16 protein-coding genes are annotated in these 15,723 nt (G+C 69.4%); 6 read left to right on the forward strand and 10 right to left on the reverse strand.

Features of this window, described 5'->3' with window-relative positions; all coding sequences use genetic code 11:
- Positions 1-22 precede the first annotated feature (22 nt).
- Both AA0Y20_RS02170 and AA0Y20_RS02175 read right to left on the reverse strand, forming a co-directional pair.
- Positions 23-925, reverse strand: coding sequence for a carbohydrate ABC transporter permease (locus AA0Y20_RS02170; protein ID WP_412937083.1), 903 nt, complete (start codon positions 923-925; stop codon positions 23-25).
- Positions 922-1,857: a carbohydrate ABC transporter permease gene (locus AA0Y20_RS02175; protein WP_412937085.1), complete on the reverse strand. Its 936-nt coding sequence runs from the start codon at positions 1,855-1,857 to the stop codon at positions 922-924. The genes AA0Y20_RS02170 and AA0Y20_RS02175 overlap by 4 nt, the downstream gene beginning before the upstream one ends.
- A gap of 163 nt (positions 1,858-2,020) precedes the next feature.
- Here AA0Y20_RS02175 and AA0Y20_RS02180 point away from each other — a divergent pair, with 163 nt between their 5' ends.
- Positions 2,021-2,791, forward strand: coding sequence for an IclR family transcriptional regulator (locus AA0Y20_RS02180; RefSeq protein ID WP_412937087.1), 771 nt, complete (start codon positions 2,021-2,023; stop codon positions 2,789-2,791).
- Here the strand turns inward: AA0Y20_RS02180 and AA0Y20_RS02185 are convergent.
- Complete coding sequence (locus AA0Y20_RS02185; protein ID WP_412937089.1) at positions 2,776-4,122, reverse strand: APC family permease; 1,347 nt, start codon at positions 4,120-4,122, stop codon at positions 2,776-2,778. The two genes, AA0Y20_RS02180 and AA0Y20_RS02185, sit on opposite strands and share 16 nt — an antisense overlap.
- A 110-nt stretch (positions 4,123-4,232) precedes the next feature.
- On the opposite strand from AA0Y20_RS02185, the gene AA0Y20_RS02190 reads away from it, so the two are divergent.
- Complete coding sequence (locus AA0Y20_RS02190; RefSeq protein WP_412937091.1) at positions 4,233-4,979, forward strand: EI24 domain-containing protein; 747 nt, start codon at positions 4,233-4,235, stop codon at positions 4,977-4,979.
- Positions 4,980-4,982: 3 nt separating this feature from the next.
- On the opposite strand, the gene AA0Y20_RS02195 is transcribed toward AA0Y20_RS02190, so the two are convergent.
- The 3 genes from AA0Y20_RS02195 to AA0Y20_RS02205 are packed head-to-tail and all read right to left on the reverse strand — an operon-like array spanning position 4,983 to position 7,612.
- The gene (locus AA0Y20_RS02195) at positions 4,983-5,927 is read right to left on the reverse strand and encodes a cation diffusion facilitator family transporter (RefSeq protein ID WP_412937093.1); all 945 of its coding nucleotides are present in this window, start codon (positions 5,925-5,927) and stop codon (positions 4,983-4,985) included.
- Positions 5,927-6,319 carry an ArsR/SmtB family transcription factor gene (locus AA0Y20_RS02200; RefSeq protein WP_412939684.1) on the reverse strand — a complete coding sequence of 131 codons (393 nt, stop codon included), beginning with the start codon at positions 6,317-6,319 and terminating at the stop codon, positions 5,927-5,929. The genes AA0Y20_RS02195 and AA0Y20_RS02200 overlap by 1 nt, the downstream gene beginning before the upstream one ends.
- Before the next feature lie 45 nt (positions 6,320-6,364).
- A complete protein-coding gene (locus AA0Y20_RS02205) occupies positions 6,365-7,612 on the reverse strand; it encodes a dicarboxylate/amino acid:cation symporter (RefSeq protein WP_412937095.1) in 1,248 nt (415 codons plus the stop codon).
- 182 nt (positions 7,613-7,794) lie between these two features.
- On the opposite strand from AA0Y20_RS02205, the gene AA0Y20_RS02210 reads away from it, so the two are divergent.
- The 3 genes from AA0Y20_RS02210 to AA0Y20_RS02220 all read left to right on the forward strand — a co-directional run bounded on the left by AA0Y20_RS02210 (position 7,795) and on the right by AA0Y20_RS02220 (position 10,455).
- Positions 7,795-8,529: a FadR/GntR family transcriptional regulator gene (locus tag AA0Y20_RS02210; RefSeq protein WP_412937097.1), complete on the forward strand. Its 735-nt coding sequence runs from the start codon at positions 7,795-7,797 to the stop codon at positions 8,527-8,529.
- Positions 8,530-8,617: 88 nt separating this feature from the next.
- Positions 8,618-9,352, forward strand: a complete 735-nt coding sequence (locus AA0Y20_RS02215) for a YoaK family protein (protein ID WP_412937099.1) — start codon at positions 8,618-8,620, stop codon at positions 9,350-9,352.
- Positions 9,349-10,455 (forward strand): acetamidase/formamidase family protein, encoded by a 1,107-nt coding sequence (locus AA0Y20_RS02220; protein ID WP_412937100.1) that lies wholly within the window; start codon positions 9,349-9,351, stop codon positions 10,453-10,455. The genes AA0Y20_RS02215 and AA0Y20_RS02220 overlap by 4 nt, the downstream gene beginning before the upstream one ends.
- Here AA0Y20_RS02220 and AA0Y20_RS02225 read toward each other — a convergent pair.
- Positions 10,452-10,733 (reverse strand): hypothetical protein, encoded by a 282-nt coding sequence (locus tag AA0Y20_RS02225; protein ID WP_412937102.1) that lies wholly within the window; start codon positions 10,731-10,733, stop codon positions 10,452-10,454. The two genes, AA0Y20_RS02220 and AA0Y20_RS02225, sit on opposite strands and share 4 nt — an antisense overlap.
- Positions 10,734-10,765: 32 nt before the next feature.
- Complete coding sequence (locus AA0Y20_RS02230; protein WP_412937104.1) at positions 10,766-11,158, reverse strand: DUF3253 domain-containing protein; 393 nt, start codon at positions 11,156-11,158, stop codon at positions 10,766-10,768.
- 114 nt (positions 11,159-11,272) lie between these two features.
- On the opposite strand from AA0Y20_RS02230, the gene AA0Y20_RS02235 reads away from it, so the two are divergent.
- The gene (locus AA0Y20_RS02235) at positions 11,273-12,154 is read left to right on the forward strand and encodes an Abi family protein (protein ID WP_412939685.1); all 882 of its coding nucleotides are present in this window, start codon (positions 11,273-11,275) and stop codon (positions 12,152-12,154) included.
- An 85-nt stretch (positions 12,155-12,239) separates the two neighbouring features.
- Here AA0Y20_RS02235 and AA0Y20_RS02240 read toward each other — a convergent pair whose 3' ends face one another.
- Together AA0Y20_RS02240 and AA0Y20_RS02245 are read right to left on the reverse strand one after the other, a co-directional pair.
- Positions 12,240-12,959: a Type 1 glutamine amidotransferase-like domain-containing protein gene (locus AA0Y20_RS02240; protein ID WP_412937105.1), complete on the reverse strand. Its 720-nt coding sequence runs from the start codon at positions 12,957-12,959 to the stop codon at positions 12,240-12,242.
- On the reverse strand, positions 12,956-15,721 hold the full coding sequence (locus AA0Y20_RS02245; RefSeq protein WP_412937107.1) for a beta-mannosidase: 2,766 nt from the start codon (positions 15,719-15,721) through the stop codon (positions 12,956-12,958). Before AA0Y20_RS02245 ends, AA0Y20_RS02240 begins: the two co-directional genes overlap by 4 nt.
- Positions 15,722-15,723: the final 2 nt, after the last annotated feature.

The following is a 15,723-nucleotide window of genomic DNA, read 5'->3' on the forward strand; positions in this document are numbered from 1 at the left end:
TCCTTCGAATCGGGTGGGTGGGTCAGCCCTTGACCGCGCCGGCGGTGATGCCGCCGACGAGGAAGCGCTGAAGCAGGATGAACGCGACGCAGACCGGCACCGACACCACCAGGGATGCCGCCATGAGCGCGGGCCACGAGGTGCTGGCCTCGGAGATGAAGGTGTTCACGAGGCCGGGCGGCAGGGTCTGCCGATCAGGGCCGGCGAGGGTGAGCGCGAAGATGAAGTCGTTCCACCCGCGAACGAAGGCGAACAGCCCGGCCGCGACGAGACCGGGGGCTGCCAGCGGGAACACGACCGAGTGGAAGATGCGCCAAGGACCGGCACCGTCGATGCGCGCGGCCTCGATGAGGTCGTCGGGGAGCGCGTCGAAGAAGCCCTTCAGCATCCAGACGCACAGCGGCAGCGTGAACGTCGTGAAGGACAGGATCAGCGCGAGGTAGGTGTTCAGGAGACCGAACTGCGCGAAGACCAGGTAGAGCGTGACGAGCAGCAGCGCCTGCGGGAACATCTGGCTCGAGAGCACGAAGTACATCAGCGACTTGCGCCCCGCGAAGCGGTACTTCGAGAAGGCGTATCCCATGTACATCGACACCACGACCGACAGCACGGCCGTTATGACCGACACGATCACGCTGTTGCGGAGGTAGCCGAAGATCTGCTCGTTGCCGAAGACCGTCGCGTAGTGCTCGAACGTCACCTGCGTCGGGAAGATGGCCGGCGGGAAGGCGAACACGCGGTCGCTCGGCGTGAGCGACGTCACGAGGAGCCAGTACACGGGGGCGAATCCGAACAGGACGATGACGGCGAGCGCGGTCCACATGCCCCAGCGGATGCGGGTGCGTCGGCGTCGGGTCGGACGCGGGGACTCGGGGGCCGTCGCCCTCGTTACGACAGGCGCGGGGACGGGGGTGATGGTGCTCATCGGGAGCCTTCCTTCTCGCCGCGCTCGGAGAGCCAGACGTAGACCACGACCAGCACCGTCAGCAGCGCCATCCAGACGATGCCGAGCGCGCCGGCGTGGCCGAGGTCGTAGCCGCGGAAGGCGGTGTCGTACACCTCGGTCGCGAAGGTGCTGGTGGTGCCGGCGGGGCCGCCGCCGGTCAGCACGAAGATCGTGTCGAAGTGCTGGAAGTTCCAGATGAACTCGAGCAGGACGACGAGGGCTGCGACACCGCGGATGTGCGGCCACGTGACGGCGAAGAAGCGACGGACGACGCCGGCTCCGTCCATCGAGGCCGCCTCGTGCAGCTCGCCGGGCACCGTCTGCAGCGCGGCCAGCAGCATGACCATCACCCAGGGGAACGTGTTCCACGTCTTCGCGATGATGAGGGCGCCGCGAGCGGTGTCGGTCTGGAAGAGCCAGGCGACCGGGCTGTCGATGGCGCCGAGGCTCATGAGGATGCCGTTGAGCACGCCGTAGTTGGCGTCGAAGATCCACATCCAGAGGAACGAGACGACGACGCCGGGGATCAGCCACGGGATGAGGAACGCGCCCCTCAGGAGTCGCTGGCCGGGGAAGCGCTGGTTCAGGACGAGCGCGAGCGCGAGCCCGATGAGGAAGGGGGCGATCGTCGCACCGACGGTGAAGATGAGGGTCTGCCAGACGAGGCGGCCGAAGTCGTCCGCGAGGACGGCGGACAGGTTCTCGAGCCCCACGAACTCCATACCCGGGTAGAGCAGGTTCTCGTCGAAGAACGCCGAGACGAGCGACCGCAGCAGCGGGTACAGCACGATCGCGCAGAGCAGCACGACCCCCGGTAGCAGGAGGAAGACCAGGAAGGTCCGCTCGCTCAGCCGCGAGCCGAGTCGCCCCCGCCCGGGGCTCTCGTGAGCGGTCACGCTCGAAGAGGTCATCGTCGTCCTTCGTTTCGTCGTCCCGCGGCGTCGTCTGCGATCACCCGGGGTGGCGACCAGCGGTGTCGCCGAACTCAGAGTGCACGACGTGCGCATACTGCGCAACCGCCATGCACTATGTGCATAATGGGGGAACGAACATCAGCGGCGAAAGCGAGGAAGCATGGCTGCGGAGAAGGGCGCGAATCAGAGCGTCGAGAAGGCGATCACGGTGCTCGAGTCCTTCTCGAGCGGCGAGCCCATGCGCGTGAGCGACGTCGCCCGCGAAGCAGGGATCGGTCAATCGACCGCGTCACGGCTGCTCGCGACCCTCGAGGCGGGCGGGCTCGTCGAGCGCGACCCCCAGACCTCGCTGTACTTCCTCGGCGCCGAGCTCATGACTCTCGCCGGCATCGCCATCAACCAGAACCGGGTGCACCGGGTCGGGCGTCAGATCGCGCAGAGCCTGGCGGGCGAGATCGGCCTCGGCGTCAACATCGCCCTCCTCCGTGGCGCGGAGTTGGTCTATCTCTGCAACTTCGAGGGACGGCTCTCACCGAAGTCGCACACGCTGATGGGGCAGCGCGTGCCGCTGCATGCGACGAGCATCGGCAAGGCCACGCTCATCGGCACCAATCGGGAGAAGCGCCTGCGACTGCTGCCGGAGCTGCCCGGGTTCACGGAGGCCACCATCACGACGCACGAGGCGCTCGACCGCGAGGTCGCGCTGACCGCGAGGCGCGGCTACGCGATCGAGGTCGAGGAGTTCGTGCTCGGACGGGCCTCGACCGCCGCGCCGATCCTCGACCGCGGCGGGAAGATCGTCGCGGCCGTGTCGATCTCCGGCCCGCTGACGGCGATCGACCTCGAGTCGCGTGGCGCCGAGCTCGGCCGCACGGTCGTCGAGACCGCCGACCGCATCAGCTCGGGCCTGGGCTATCAGGGCCCGGCCTGAGCCTTGCGATCCGAGCGACGACGCCCCGCCCGCGCGATGAAGAACAGGATCGTGCCGACGACGATGTAGCCGGCAGTCCCGAGCCACACGGGCCCGGTCTGCTGCGTCAGCAGCACGATGCTGGCGATGATCGCGAGCACCGGCACGACCCGCGGCACCGAGAAGTGCTTGTGCTCGACCTTGTCCTTCTTCAGCACCAGGACGCTCACGTTCGCCGACAGGAAGACCAGCAGGAGCAGCAGGACCGTCGTCTCGGCGAGCGTTCCGATGTCACCGAGCACGGTGAGGAGCATCGTGGCGCCGGCGACGACAAGGATCGAGACCCACGGCGTGCGGCGCTTCGAGAGCACGCGACCGAAGGCGTGGGGCAGCAGACCCGACTCGGCGAGCCCGTATCCGACGCGGCTGGCCATGACCATGAACAGCAGGGCGCCGTTCGCGATGGCCACGAGGGCGATCAGGCTGAACAGCCACGGCGGCACGGCAACACCGCTCGCTGTGACGACATCCAGCAGCGGCCCGGTCGATTCGGCGAGCTCCGCCGGCGGCACGACGATGACGGCACCGATCGCGATGAGCAGATAGACGACCGCCGCGGTGATGATCGCACCGAAGAGCGCCCGCGGGTACGACTTCGACGGGTTCTTCACCTCTTCCGCCATGTTGGCAGCGGCCTCGAATCCGAGGAAGGAGAAGAAGGCGACGATGGAGGCCGCGAAAGCGCCCTGCAGCGGGGGCACATCCGGGGCGAACTCGAAGACCCGCGCGGGCTCGCCGCCGCCCCCGGCGAAGACCATCGCCGCGACGAAGATGACGATGACCAGGCCCGAGACCTCGATGATCGACGCGACGAAGTTCGTCGCGAGCGACTCGCGCACGCCGCGGAGGTTGATGAGCGTGAGGACGGCGATGAACGCGATCGCCACGGGGATCGGCGGGAAGTCGAACAGCGCGGCGAAGTAGTCGCCGGCGAACGCGTTGGCGAGGGCCGCCGCCGTCGTGATGCCCGAGGCCATCATCAGGAAGCCCACGAGGAACGACAGGAACGGGATTCCGAAGGCCCGGTCGACGTAACGCGCGGCGCCGCCCGCGTGCGGGTACTTCGTGATCAGTTCCGCGTACGTCCCCGCCGTGAGCAGCGCGACGACGAGCGCGATCAGCAGCGGCAGCCAGATGACGCCGCCCACGTCGGTCGCCATGGTCCCGACGAGGGTGTAGATGCCGGCGCCGAGAGTGTCGCCGACGATGAACGCGAACAGGAGAGGGGTTCCGATGGCCCGTTTCAGCCCGGGCCGATCATCGGTGATCGGCGCACTGGTGTCGTTGGTCATCGCAACACTCCAGCGTCTCGTCGCGAATTCCGACAACCTCTGGCGCCGGCGCACGATCTGTGGTTGTGCCTCTGCCGCGACTCGGCGATCGATACAGGCAGGATGTGAGCATGTCCGATGCTCCCGCTCGCTCGTTCCTCCGCGGCGCCGCCGACCTCGCCCACGGGTTCGGCTTCTGGTCGCGCCGGCCCGGGGTCATGGCGCTCGGCCTCATCCCCGCCGCGATCGTCGGGCTCGTCCTCCTCGGCGGGCTCATCGCCCTCGGCGCGTTCCTGCCGGGCATCGTCGACGCCCTCACCCCGTTCGCCGACGCCTGGCCGGGGCTCTGGGCGACGCTTGTGCGCGTCGCCGCGGGAACAGCCCTCCTGGGCGGAGCCATCGTGCTCGTGGCGGTGTCGTTCACGGCACTCACCCTCATGGTGGGCGAGCCGTTCTACGACCGCATCTGGCGCGCCGCGGAAGCCGACCTCGGCGGCGCGGTGCCCGACAGCGAGAGCGGGTTCTGGCGGTCCCTCGGCGACGCGATCGGCCTCATCGCCCGCGGCCTGCTCGCGGCCGTCATCGCGGCGCTCGTCGGCCTCATCCCCGTCGTGGGCGGCGTACTGGGGTCGGTCACGGCGGTGTCGCTCACCGGTTGGCTCCTCGCCGACGAGCTGACCTCGCGCGCGCTATCGGCCCGCGGCATCCTCGCGGCCGAGCGTCGTCGGCTGCGCCGAGCCGACCGCGCCCGGTTCCTGGGCTTCGGCGTCGCGACGCAGCTCTGCTTCCTCGTTCCCCTGGGGGCCGTCGTCGCGATGCCGGCCGCCGTCGCGGGGTCGACTCGGCTGGCCCGCACGGTGCTCGACAGCCGCGACTGACCGTCAGTCGTGCCGGACCGAGTCGGGCTCCTCGTCTCGGATGTGCTCGTTCTCGATCTGGAACGTCGAGTGGAGCACCGAGACGTCGAAGTGCTCGGCGACGCACGACCGCACCTCCTGCAACACCTCCGCGGCATGCCCGTCGGTGAAGCATCGATCCTCGACGACGACGTGAGCCGTGATCGTCGGCAGGCCCGTGGCGACGGTCGACGCGTGCAGGTCGTGCACGTCCGTCACGTGGTCCAGTCGCAGGATGTGCGCACGCACATCGTCGAGGTCGAGCCCCTGCGGGGTGAACTCCATCAGGACCGACGCCGTCTCGCGCATGAGCTTGACCGCACGGGGCACGATGAGCGCCGCGATGAACAGTCCGGCTACGGCATCCGCCTGGGCGAAGCCCGTCGTCGCGATGACGATCGCCGCGACGATGACCCCGACCGAGCCGAGTGCGTCGTTGAGCACCTCGAGGAACGCCGCGCGCATGTTGAAGTTCGCACCCCGGCTCGACGAGAGCACGGCGATCGCGACGATGTTGGCGACGAGACCCACGACGCCGAAGACGAGCAGCTCGATCGCGGGCACCTCCGGCGGCTCGAACAGGCGACGGATGCCCTCGATCGCCGCGTACACGCCGACGACGAGGAGCAGAGCCGCCTGGGCGAAGGCGGCGATCACCTCGATCCGGCGGAAGCCCCACGTCCGGCGGGCATCGGCAGGGCGCATCATGAGGTTGGCGGCGACGAGCGCCACGAGCAGGCCCGAGGCGTCGGTGAGCGCGTGGGCGGTGTCGGTCAGCAGGGCAAGGCTGCCGGTCACGATCGAGCCGATCGCCTGGGTGACCACGATCGCCGCCGTGATGCCGAAGGCGATCCAGAGCTTCACCCGGTAGTCGGCGGGCTGACCGCCCCCTGTCGCGACGCCGCCACCGTGGTCGTGCCCCGCACCCATCAGCCGGCCGCCGCGACGTCGGTCACCGGCCGCGGCCGGCGGAGGTGCGTGCAGAGGGTCGCGCGAGTGCCCGTCGCACGCAGCAGGGCCTCGGCGGCATCCACCAATCCGGCCGTCGCGTCCGGTTCGGCCAACGCATACCAGGACGACCGCCCCTCGGGCCGAAGAGTCACGAGCCCGCACTCGAGCAGGAAGGCGACGTGCTTGCTCACGGTCGACTGGGCGAGGCCGACGTGCTCGACGAGGTCGCGCACGCGATGCTCGCCGTACGACAGGTGCTGCAGCACAGCCAGGCGAGTCGGGTCCGCGAGGGCCTGGAAGAGGTGCGCGTAGATCTCGGTCGCACGTTCGTCGAGCTGCGCCGTCTCACGCCTCGGCGTCGGTGTATTCATCGTCACATGGCGATGATATCGCCGAAGAGGCGCGATCGCCAGGAGTCACACGGTCACGAGACGCGCCCTGCCCTGGTAGATCTCCCGGTCGAGCTCGTCACGGTCGTCCGCCACCAGCATCGCGACGAAGGTGTCGCCGTTGACGTTCAGGAAGGTGCGCAGGACGCCGGCGAACCAGTCGACGGCGATCAGGAGCCCCACCCCCTCGAACGGCAGGCCGAGTGACGTGGCGAGGAACGTCGCGACGACGGGGAAGCCGCCCGGCACGGTGATCGTGCCCATGTTGAGGAGGATCGCCAGCCCCATCCCCAGCAGGAGGGTGCCCGCATCGAGATGCACGCCCCCGGACTGCGCGAGGAACATGACGACGATTACGTAGTTGAGGACGGCGCCGTACGAGCCCATCGTGAGACCCACGGAGAGCGTGAAGTTGGCCACCGTGCGGTCGACGCCGACCTTCTCGATCGCGGTCTTCAGCACGGTCGGGTAGGTCACGGCGGAGCTCGTGGTGGTGACCGCGATCAATGTCTGCTGCGCGAGCTTCGCGGGCAGCAACGCGATGTTCACGCGCGTGCGAGCCCAGACCACCGCGACGAAGATGATGAGCAGCACGAGCACACCCAGGAGGGTCGAGCCGAGATAGCCGAGCGCGCCGAGGACGACCCCGAATCCCACCGTGCCCGCGAGGTCGGCCAGGAGGCAGAAGACCCCGATCGGAGCGATCAGCATCACGAACCGGATCATCGTCAGGACGACCTGCTGGATCTGATCGAAGAAGTCGAGAACGAGACGGTTGCCGCTGGTCGTCACGTAGACGTTCAGGGCCGCACCGAACAGCAGCGAGAAGACGATGATCGGAACCATCGCAGCGCCGGACATGGCGTCGAAGATGTTCGTCGAGACGAAGCCGACGATCGTGTCCTGCCAACCCGTCGCTTCGCCGGCGGCATCCGCCAGTGCCGGGTCGACGCCGCCTGAGAAGTCGACGCCTGCTCCGGGCTGCAGGACGGAGCCGATGATCCAGGCCACCACCGCGGCGACAGCCGCGAACGCCAGCATCCAGGCGAAGGTCCGTGTCGCGAGGCGACCGGTGCCCGAGCCGCGGAGCGAGCCGATCGCGAAGATGATCGACGACATCACCAGCGGCACGATGGACATCTGGATGAGGCGGATGAAGATGTCGCCGACGAATGCGATCGCGGCCGCCGCGTCGCCCAGGACGAGCCCGAACGCGATCCCCGACAGGGCCGCCAACCCGATCTGCAGCGCGGGGCTCCTCAGAGCTCTCTTCACGGTCTTCCGCCCTTCTCCGGCCTGTCCGCCGCTCGGCGGTGAGATCGACGCTAAGCGGGCGCACGTCACTGATTCGAGAAATTGGTAGGACCGTAACGGCTCGTTTACATGATCGGAACGTCGGCCCGACAGCCCGCGACCGTGACAGACTGAGCCCGCCCGCGAGACGAGGAGTATGCGCTGTGACCGATTCCGCCGGAACGAGCCTCGGCCCCCTCCCCCGCACGCACGCGCTGATTGCAGACGACATCTCCCAGCACATCGAGCGCCTCATCGTGACGGGCGAGCTCGCTCCAGGCTCGTCGCTGCCACCCGAGCGCGTGCTCGCCCAGACCCTCGGCGTCTCGCGTAACGCTCTCCGCGAGGCACTGACCCGCCTGGCGGGACGGGGGCTGATCGATCGACGCCAGGGCAGCGCCAACCGCATCCCTCGCACGGTTCCGCTCACGGCCGCACTGGCGGGACGAATGGACGGGGTCTCGGCGGAGTTCCGAAACGCGGCGGAGTTCCGCGCCGTCATCGAGCCGCAACTCGTGCGCCTCGCGGCGGCGCGCGTCGATACGGCCCAGCTCGACGCCCTCAGCGAGCTGCTCGATTCCGGCGGCGACGACGACGCGGAGGTATCGGCGGCACTCGACATCGCGTTCCACACCGCGGTGGCGCAGGCGACGGGCAACCCGCTGCTGGCGGCGCTGGGCGAGCTCACGGCCTCGTGGACGGTCGCAGCCCGCGTGTACTCGCACCTCGACGCCGACGGCAGGCGCCTGTCGCACGACGGCCACAGCCGGATCCTCGCGGCCCTCGTCGCGGGAGATCCCGACGCCGCCGAGTACGCCATGCGCATCCATCTGGCCGAGATCCGACAGCTGATCGAGCGCTCCGGCGAGCTCGGGACGGATGCCGCGAACGACACGTGATCCGCGGAAGCCGGTAGGACCAATCCGTCGATCATCCGCTACTGTCATCTCGAATCGGCCCACCCGGGGCCGTGGCGAAAGGCAGAACGTGCGCCGCAACCCCTCGACCCCACGTATCGCGCGTCACGACGTGGCCCCGGCCGAGCGCCGGACCGCTCTCATCGCACTCATGCTCCTGACCTTCGTGACCGGCCTGGTCGACGCTGTCGGCTACCTCGCCCTCGACCGCGTCTTCGTGGGCAACATGACCGGCAACATCGTCATCCTCGGCATGGCGGTGGCCGGCGGCGACGACCTCCCGGTCCTCGGCCCGGCGATCGCTCTGGCAGCGTTCACCGCCGCCGCGTTCGCCGCGGGGCTGTTCCTGCGCAGCCGACGGAAGGAATGGGGTGGAGCGGTGACGGGACTGCTGGCCGCGGGCGCGGTCGTGCTCGCGGGCCTGGGTGTGACGTTCCTGATCCCCGGGGCCGCCGACTCCGACGCGGTCATCCTCACGGCATCGACGCTGACGGCCGCCGCCATGGGGACGCAGGCCGCCGTCGCCCGCAGCCTCGCCGTCACCGACATGACGACCGTCGTCGTCACCTCGACTCTCACGTCCCTGGCGAGCGAATCGTTCGTCGACCACGGCATCCGGGGCGTGTGGAACCGCCGCGTCGCCGCCATCCTGGTGCTCTTCCTCGGCGCCCTGCTCGGCACCCTCCTGCTTCCGCTCACGCCCGGCGTTCCGCTCCTGCTGTCGGCGCTGCTGACGCTGGCGGTCGTGGTGCTCGGGCATCTGCGGCTGTTCACGCCGGCGCGACGCGAGACGGTCGCCGCGTGAGCGTGCTGCAGCCCGGCGAGGGCGACCGACCCGGCGAGCACTACCTCGCAGCCGGTCCCGACACGGTGCTGTGGGGCCGGTTGCCGTGCGCCGCCGACAGGCCGGTGCTCTCGATCGCCTCGGGTGCGACCGTCACGATCGACACCGTGAGCCACGAGGGGATCCTCGAAGATCAGGGCAAGGACCCGCGCGCGTACTTCGGGCGTCACGGCGTCGCCCCGGAACACGTCCTCGACGATGCGGTCGCGATCGCCGCGTCGCTCTCGCGCGACCCGGCGCACGACGGACCGCACGTCGTCACCGGCCCGATCCACGTCGAGGGCGCGCAACCCGGCGACCTGCTGAAGATCACCGTCGAGCGCCTGGTGCCACGCGTGCCGTACGGCGTCATCTCGAACCGGCACGGCAAGGGTGCTCTCGTCGGCGTGCTCCCGCGCGGACCGCATCCCGTCAGCGTCTTCACCCCGGTCGAGGAGCGTCCGGACGGGCTCGTCGGCACGATGCCGCTGACCGATGACGGCGACCGCGTCGTGGAGTTCCCCCTGGCGCCGTTCCTCGGGACGATGGGCGTGGCCGTCGCCGGCGACGAGCGACCCCATTCGGTGCCGCCCGGAGCGCACGGCGGCAACCTCGACGTGAAGCTGCTGACGGAAGGCGCCGCGCTCTACCTTCCCGTTCAGGTGCCCGGTGCCCTCGCCTACGTCGGCGACCCGCACTTCGCTCAGGGCGACGGCGAAGTCGCGCTGACCGCCCTCGAGGCCTCGCTGCGCGCGACACTGCGGTTCGAGGTCGTCGCTCGCGAGGCCGCCCTCGCCGAGTTCGGCGAGATCGCCGGTCCCCTCGCTCGCACCGACGAGTTCCTCGTGCCCATGGGGCTCGACGTCGACCTCGCCGAGGCGATGCGCGCATGCGTCCGCGCGTCGCTCGACCTCATCACCGCCCGGTGGGGCATGAACGAGCACCTGGCCTACGCCTACCTCAGCGCGGCGACCGACTTCGACATCTCGCAGGTCGTCGACATCGTGTGCGGCATCCACGCGCGCATTCGCGAGTCCGACTTCGACCGAGTGCCCCGCCGCACCGGAGACTCGAGCAGCGTCTAGGCTCGCGGGTCGATCTCGATGACGATCCGGCGGCCGGCGTCGATCACCCCAGGGCCCTCGTCGGGGGATGGCGCGGGAATCGGCAGCTCCTGCTCGACCTCCCAGGTGAGCCGGGCATTGTGCGCCGCGGGATGGAAAAGCTCGTCGAACCCGAGCAACCCTCCCGACGACGGCTGAGACGCATCGTCACGGCGACGGGTCGCGAAGGCGGAGCCGATGAACACCACCGGCACCGAGAGCACGAGCACGATGGTGCCCCAACCGAGGACGTCCGCCATGCCGACAGGCTAAAGCGAGTGGCTCCTCACGGCTACCGGCGGGTGCGACGGATCCGGATCGGGCCTTTCGCAGTCGACGGGTCGACGACGGCGCCGCGCTGGGTGATCTCGACCTCGCCGTCGGCGACGAGCCGTCGCGCGGCACGTCGCGCGGGCTCCATGAGTTCGCGCCACTCCTCACCGCCGACGGCGCGCGCCGCCTCGGACGGGCAGATCGTCGCCCCCGCCGCGCGAGTGCTCAGCAATTCGAGGATCTTGTCGCTCAGTCGCGTGTCGACAGGACGGATGCCGCGACGGCGGCAGGCGTCCGAGCAGTAGCGCACCTCGTCCCAGTTCCGGGCCCACTTCGCGCGCCACTGCATCTCGCGCCCGCACGAGGCGCACGTCTTCGGCGGGGGCGTCGACGCCGTGGCAGCTCGGGACATGTGACCAGTCTGCGCACGCTGCGGCCGTCGGGACGGGCTGTTGACAGAGTCCCCGCCGAATGTCAGCGAGACGTGTCAGGTTGGGATCAATCGTTCAGCCCGCCCGGATTTCCGGTGTGGGCTGGATTTCTTTTCGGGCTGCGACAATGGGATCGTGTCGCCTCAGGTGAAGCCATACCTCACGATCGACGAGCAGGTCGAGATGTTGAGGGCCCGTGGCATGACGATCGACGGGGATCCCGAGCGGTAGTTGCGGGCCGTCGACTACTACCGGCTAAGTGGATACTGGTACATCTACCGCGTTCTCAGCCGCGACGGCCGAGGCGATCCGGTGCGCACCGATCGCTTTTCTCCGGAGACGTCCTTCTCGCCCACGAGGACCTGACGATCTTCCCTGAGAGTTTCGACCACGCTCGCTGGCTCGCGAAAGCTCGCTCGCGCGTCGATCGCGCCGCACGGATTTCGCCGTTCATCCGTCATCACGCCGAGAGGTACGGTGGCGTCATCCCGATCTGGGTATTGGTCGACGTTCTCGACTTCTCTGATGTCTCGATGCTCTTCGACGGCATGTCCACGGGCGATCAATATGCAGTCGCGGAGGAACTTGGGATACACATGAATCTCGACGCTCTCCGGCCGCTTCAACGGCGGAAAGCTGTGACGAACCATCCCCTCGCCCGAGGGCTCGAGCAGCTCACTATCGTGCGGAACATCTCCGCGCACCATGGCCGGCTCTGGAACAGAAAGTTGGTTCCAGTCGGAACCAACGCACTACGAACGGCCTCCTGGTTGGACGCTTCGCCTCGAGGACAGAGTGAACGTGTCTACGGCGCGCTGACTATCGTCGCGAAGAGCCTCGAAACCACATCGCCCGGCTCCATATGGGCCTCACGTGTCGCTCACCTGATCAGCACGCTCGCCGACCTCCCCGAACGGTCCGTCCGCGACATGGGTTTCCCGCCCGATTGGCAAACCTTCCCGATCTGGCAAGGCTGACGGCCCGCAAGAGCGGGAGTCGCGCCCCGGGGTCGGCTTCGACAACGAGACCGACGCGAGCAGTTGACAGCAGCCGGGCGTCTCGTCAGCCCAGCAGACGCGTCTCGCAGCGGGACTCAGCGACACCGTCGCCGTCGCGTTCGACGGCCCACACCGCACCCTCGGCCGACTCGGTGAGCATCTCGACCGGCTCGCCGTCGACGTAGAGCACGGCCGCGCCCTCGTCGAGGCCGAACCCGTTCGGAAGCGTGCCGGCGGCGATCGCGCGCTGGAGAGCAGGGCGCCGATCGGGCTGCGAGTCGTAGTGCACGCCCACCGAGCGGTCGACGAAGCCGAGCGCGTCATCGATCACCGCGACCGGCCCGAACGTCGTGGTCGGCCCGCCGACGTGCCAGCAGATGGCACCCGCCGAGGTGCCGGCGAGCACGGTCCCCTGGTCGGCCGCCTCAGCGAGCACGTCGGGCAGCCCATGCACCCGCCACACGGCGAGCAGGTTCGCGACGCTGCCACCGGCGACCCAGACGAGGTCGCTCCCGAGCACCGCCTCGCGGAGGTCGGGCTGATTGCGCCCGAAGAGCCGGATGTGGACGGCATCCACACCGAGCTGCTGTGCTGCAGCGAGCTCGCGCCCCTCGTCGACACGCTGGTCGCCCGCCGCGGTGTTGACGAACGCGACCCGGGGCCGGCGGCCGGTGACACCGGTCAGGTCGAGAGCGTAGCGCTGCAGGGGGCTGAACTCGACATCGCCCCACTGTGCGGCGCTCCAGCCGCCGCACGTCGCGAGGATCTTGCGTCCTGTGCTCACGAGAGCATCACCTCCGGTGCATTCCAGGCTCGCACACGAACGCCGCCGAGCCCCGTGCGATCCGAGCCGGCGGCCAGTGCGAAGCCGACACGCCGCTCCTCTCCCGCCTCGAGTCCGAACGCGTTGTCGTCGAGCACCGCCCCCACGCCGTGGGGGAAACCGTCGATGAGGACGATCGGCGCCGGGTGCGCGCCGCTGTTCCGCACGACGATCGCGCGGTCGTCCACGTGCGCCGACAACGATGTTCGCGGCAGCTCGGACAGCGGCGACGTCAGCTCCGCATACGGCTGCAGCAGCTCGGCGACGGGGGTGCGAGCCGCGTCGTCGAGAGGCCGCCCTTCGAGCTCGCGCAGCGCGGCGTCCTTGCGCTGGTGGTTGAACGGGTACCACTGCGACGAGACCCGCTCACCCGCGGCATCCCGCAGCGTCACCACGAGCACGAGCGGCTCGATCGGTCGCTCGACGAGCGGCGCGACGATCTCGGTGACATCGGCACGCCCGTCGGCCGGCACGTCTACCGGGGATTCCTGTTCGACAACGACCCGAAGGTCGGCGTCGTACAGGCGCACGTGCACGCGGGCGTCCGACACGGGTGCGGGGGTGTCGTTCGACACGTGGATGCGGGCACGGAACGTCTCGCCCTCCGCCCAGTCGAACTTCTCGTAGGTCGCATATGCCGACACCGGCGCCCCGAACTGCTTCGCCCGGTAGTACGAGAGCTTCGGCACGCCGTAGTAGTCGATGATCGCCCAGGACGCTCCGGGGAAGGCCTCGCCGATCTTGTAGAACCAGTACGCCGAGGTCTCGTCTCCGCTGTGCGCGCGCATGCGCTCCGACGCGAACCTCAGCGCATCGCCCTGTCCGAGCTGCGAGTACTCGATGAAGGTGCGCCAGTCGCGAATGGGGCCGTACGCGGCGTATCGCGCCTGCTTGAACAGGTCGAACAGCGAGAACTGCGACTGGTGCTGCACGATCGCGCCGTGCTCGGGCGGCGGCCACTCCTCGAGCAGCGCAGGGTCGAGGAAGTGCGCCATGCTGTCGAGATCGCACTGGCTCGACAGGCCGTACTCGCCGAACACCGCCGGCAGCAGACCGGTGTATGCCTCGACGGGCATGCCTTCGTGGTAGACGCCGTAGAAGTGCTCGCTGCCGCCCCACGGGTCGGTGCGGTGGAACGGACGCGTGGGGTCGTACTGGGCGACGCGCCGTCCGATGATCGTCAGCAGATCGTCCGAAGTGATCGTCGCTGGATTCTCGTTCCCGCCGCCCCACATGATGAGCGAGGGGTGATTGCGCAGCCGGCGAACGATGCGCGAGACCTGATCGTCGATCGTCGCGAGGTCGGCGCCGGTCGCGTCGAGGCCGAACGTGAGCGGGAACTCCTGCAGCACGAGGATGCCGCGACGGTCGCACTCGTCGTAGAACTCGTCGCTCTCGATCGTGCCGCCGCCCCACGCTCGGAGCATCTGCAGATTGCCGCGCTGCACGAGGTCGAGGATGTGCCGGTCGACCTCGAATCCGCGACGGGCCATCGGATCGGTCCAGCACCAGTTCGCGCCCTTGAGGAAGAGCTCCCGCCCGTTGACGACGAACCGCCAGTCGTAGGTGTCGGGGCCGTGGTTTCCGGCCAGGGGCTCCATACGCACGGAGCGGATGCCGAAGCGGGCCTCCCGCGCCTGGCCCGCGGCTCGCACCTCGGCCGTGTACAGCGGCTGCTCGCCGTAGCCGAAGGGCCACCAGAGCCGGGCGTCCGGCACGTCGACCTCGACGTGATGCCGGGTCAGGTCGGGACCGATCGCGGTCGACAGCGCGAGCTCCGCGACGACCGCCCCCTCGGGGTCGCGGATCGTCACCGAGGCCGGCAGCGCCTCCATGCGGTCGTGCGGCGCGACGACATCCCACTGCACGCGGACGCGCGACGCACCCTCGCGGGCATCGGTCACCACGACCGCGAGGTCGGCGAGCTCGACCTCGGGCACCCGCTCGAGACGCACGCCGCGCCAGATGCCCATCGAGATGAGGTGCCCGTAGTGCCAGCCCCAGCCGGGAGAGGGCTTCATCACGCCGTGCCAGTCGTGGGGCGGCGGATCGATGCGCACGACGATCTCGTTCTCGGCGTCGAGGTCGAGCATCGAGGTCACGTCGACATCCGGTCCGCCGTACATGCCGACGTGCCGCGCGACGGGACGGCCGTTCACGAACACGGATCCCGCGTAGTCGAGGCCGTCGAACGAGAGTCGGATGCGGCCGCCGCGCCAACCCTCGGGGACGCGGAACCGGCGGGCGTACCACCACTCCTGCTGCTCGATGCGCGTGCGGCGGAAGTACCACGGCCATTCGTCGGGCACACCGTGCTCGACGAGCTCGGCGTACGTGTTGTCGTCGACGAGTGGATCGGCGATGACCCCCGCGGCGACGAGCGCGCCCTGCACCGTGCCGGGGACCGACGCCGTCACCCAGGTCGACCGGTCGGTGTCGGGCCGGTGCCAGCCGACGGGGCTGCGGCGCGCGGCATCCGACCGATCGCCGAGCCACCGCTCGATGGAGAACTCCCGCCCCGGGAGCGACCCCGCGAGCAGCCAGTCGCCGTCGAGAGACACCACGTCGGCCTCGCCACCGGTGGAAGCCTCGTCGGTCGTCGCCTCGTCCGCCGCCTGCGCCGCCCGAGACGGAACCGACGCGTGGTGCTCGATCCAGCGGTCGCCCAGCAGCGGCGAGCTCAGCCAGCGCGCACGTTCGATGTCGTCCAGCGACACGGTCACCG

It is taken from the genome of Microbacterium pratiae (assembly GCF_047302165.1).
Taxonomy (GTDB): Bacteria; Actinomycetota; Actinomycetes; order Actinomycetales; family Microbacteriaceae; genus Microbacterium.

Bases quoted from the DNA above. Each gene is read 5' to 3' on its own strand.
- AA0Y20_RS02170 (WP_412937083.1), bottom strand. From the start codon at position 925: ATGAGCACCATCACCCCCGTCCCCGCGCCTGTCGTAACGAGGGCGACG.
- AA0Y20_RS02175 (WP_412937085.1), bottom strand. From the start codon at position 1,857: ATGACCTCTTCGAGCGTGACCGCTCACGAGAGCCCCGGGCGGGGGCGA.
- AA0Y20_RS02180 (WP_412937087.1), top strand. From the start codon at position 2,021: ATGGCTGCGGAGAAGGGCGCGAATCAGAGCGTCGAGAAGGCGATCACG.
- AA0Y20_RS02185 (WP_412937089.1), bottom strand. From the start codon at position 4,122: ATGACCAACGACACCAGTGCGCCGATCACCGATGATCGGCCCGGGCTG.
- AA0Y20_RS02190 (WP_412937091.1), top strand. From the start codon at position 4,233: ATGTCCGATGCTCCCGCTCGCTCGTTCCTCCGCGGCGCCGCCGACCTC.
- AA0Y20_RS02195 (WP_412937093.1), bottom strand. From the start codon at position 5,927: ATGGGTGCGGGGCACGACCACGGTGGCGGCGTCGCGACAGGGGGCGGT.
- AA0Y20_RS02200 (WP_412939684.1), bottom strand. From the start codon at position 6,319: ATGAATACACCGACGCCGAGGCGTGAGACGGCGCAGCTCGACGAACGT.
- AA0Y20_RS02225 (WP_412937102.1), bottom strand. From the start codon at position 10,733: ATGGCGGACGTCCTCGGTTGGGGCACCATCGTGCTCGTGCTCTCGGTG.
- AA0Y20_RS02230 (WP_412937104.1), bottom strand. From the start codon at position 11,158: ATGTCCCGAGCTGCCACGGCGTCGACGCCCCCGCCGAAGACGTGCGCC.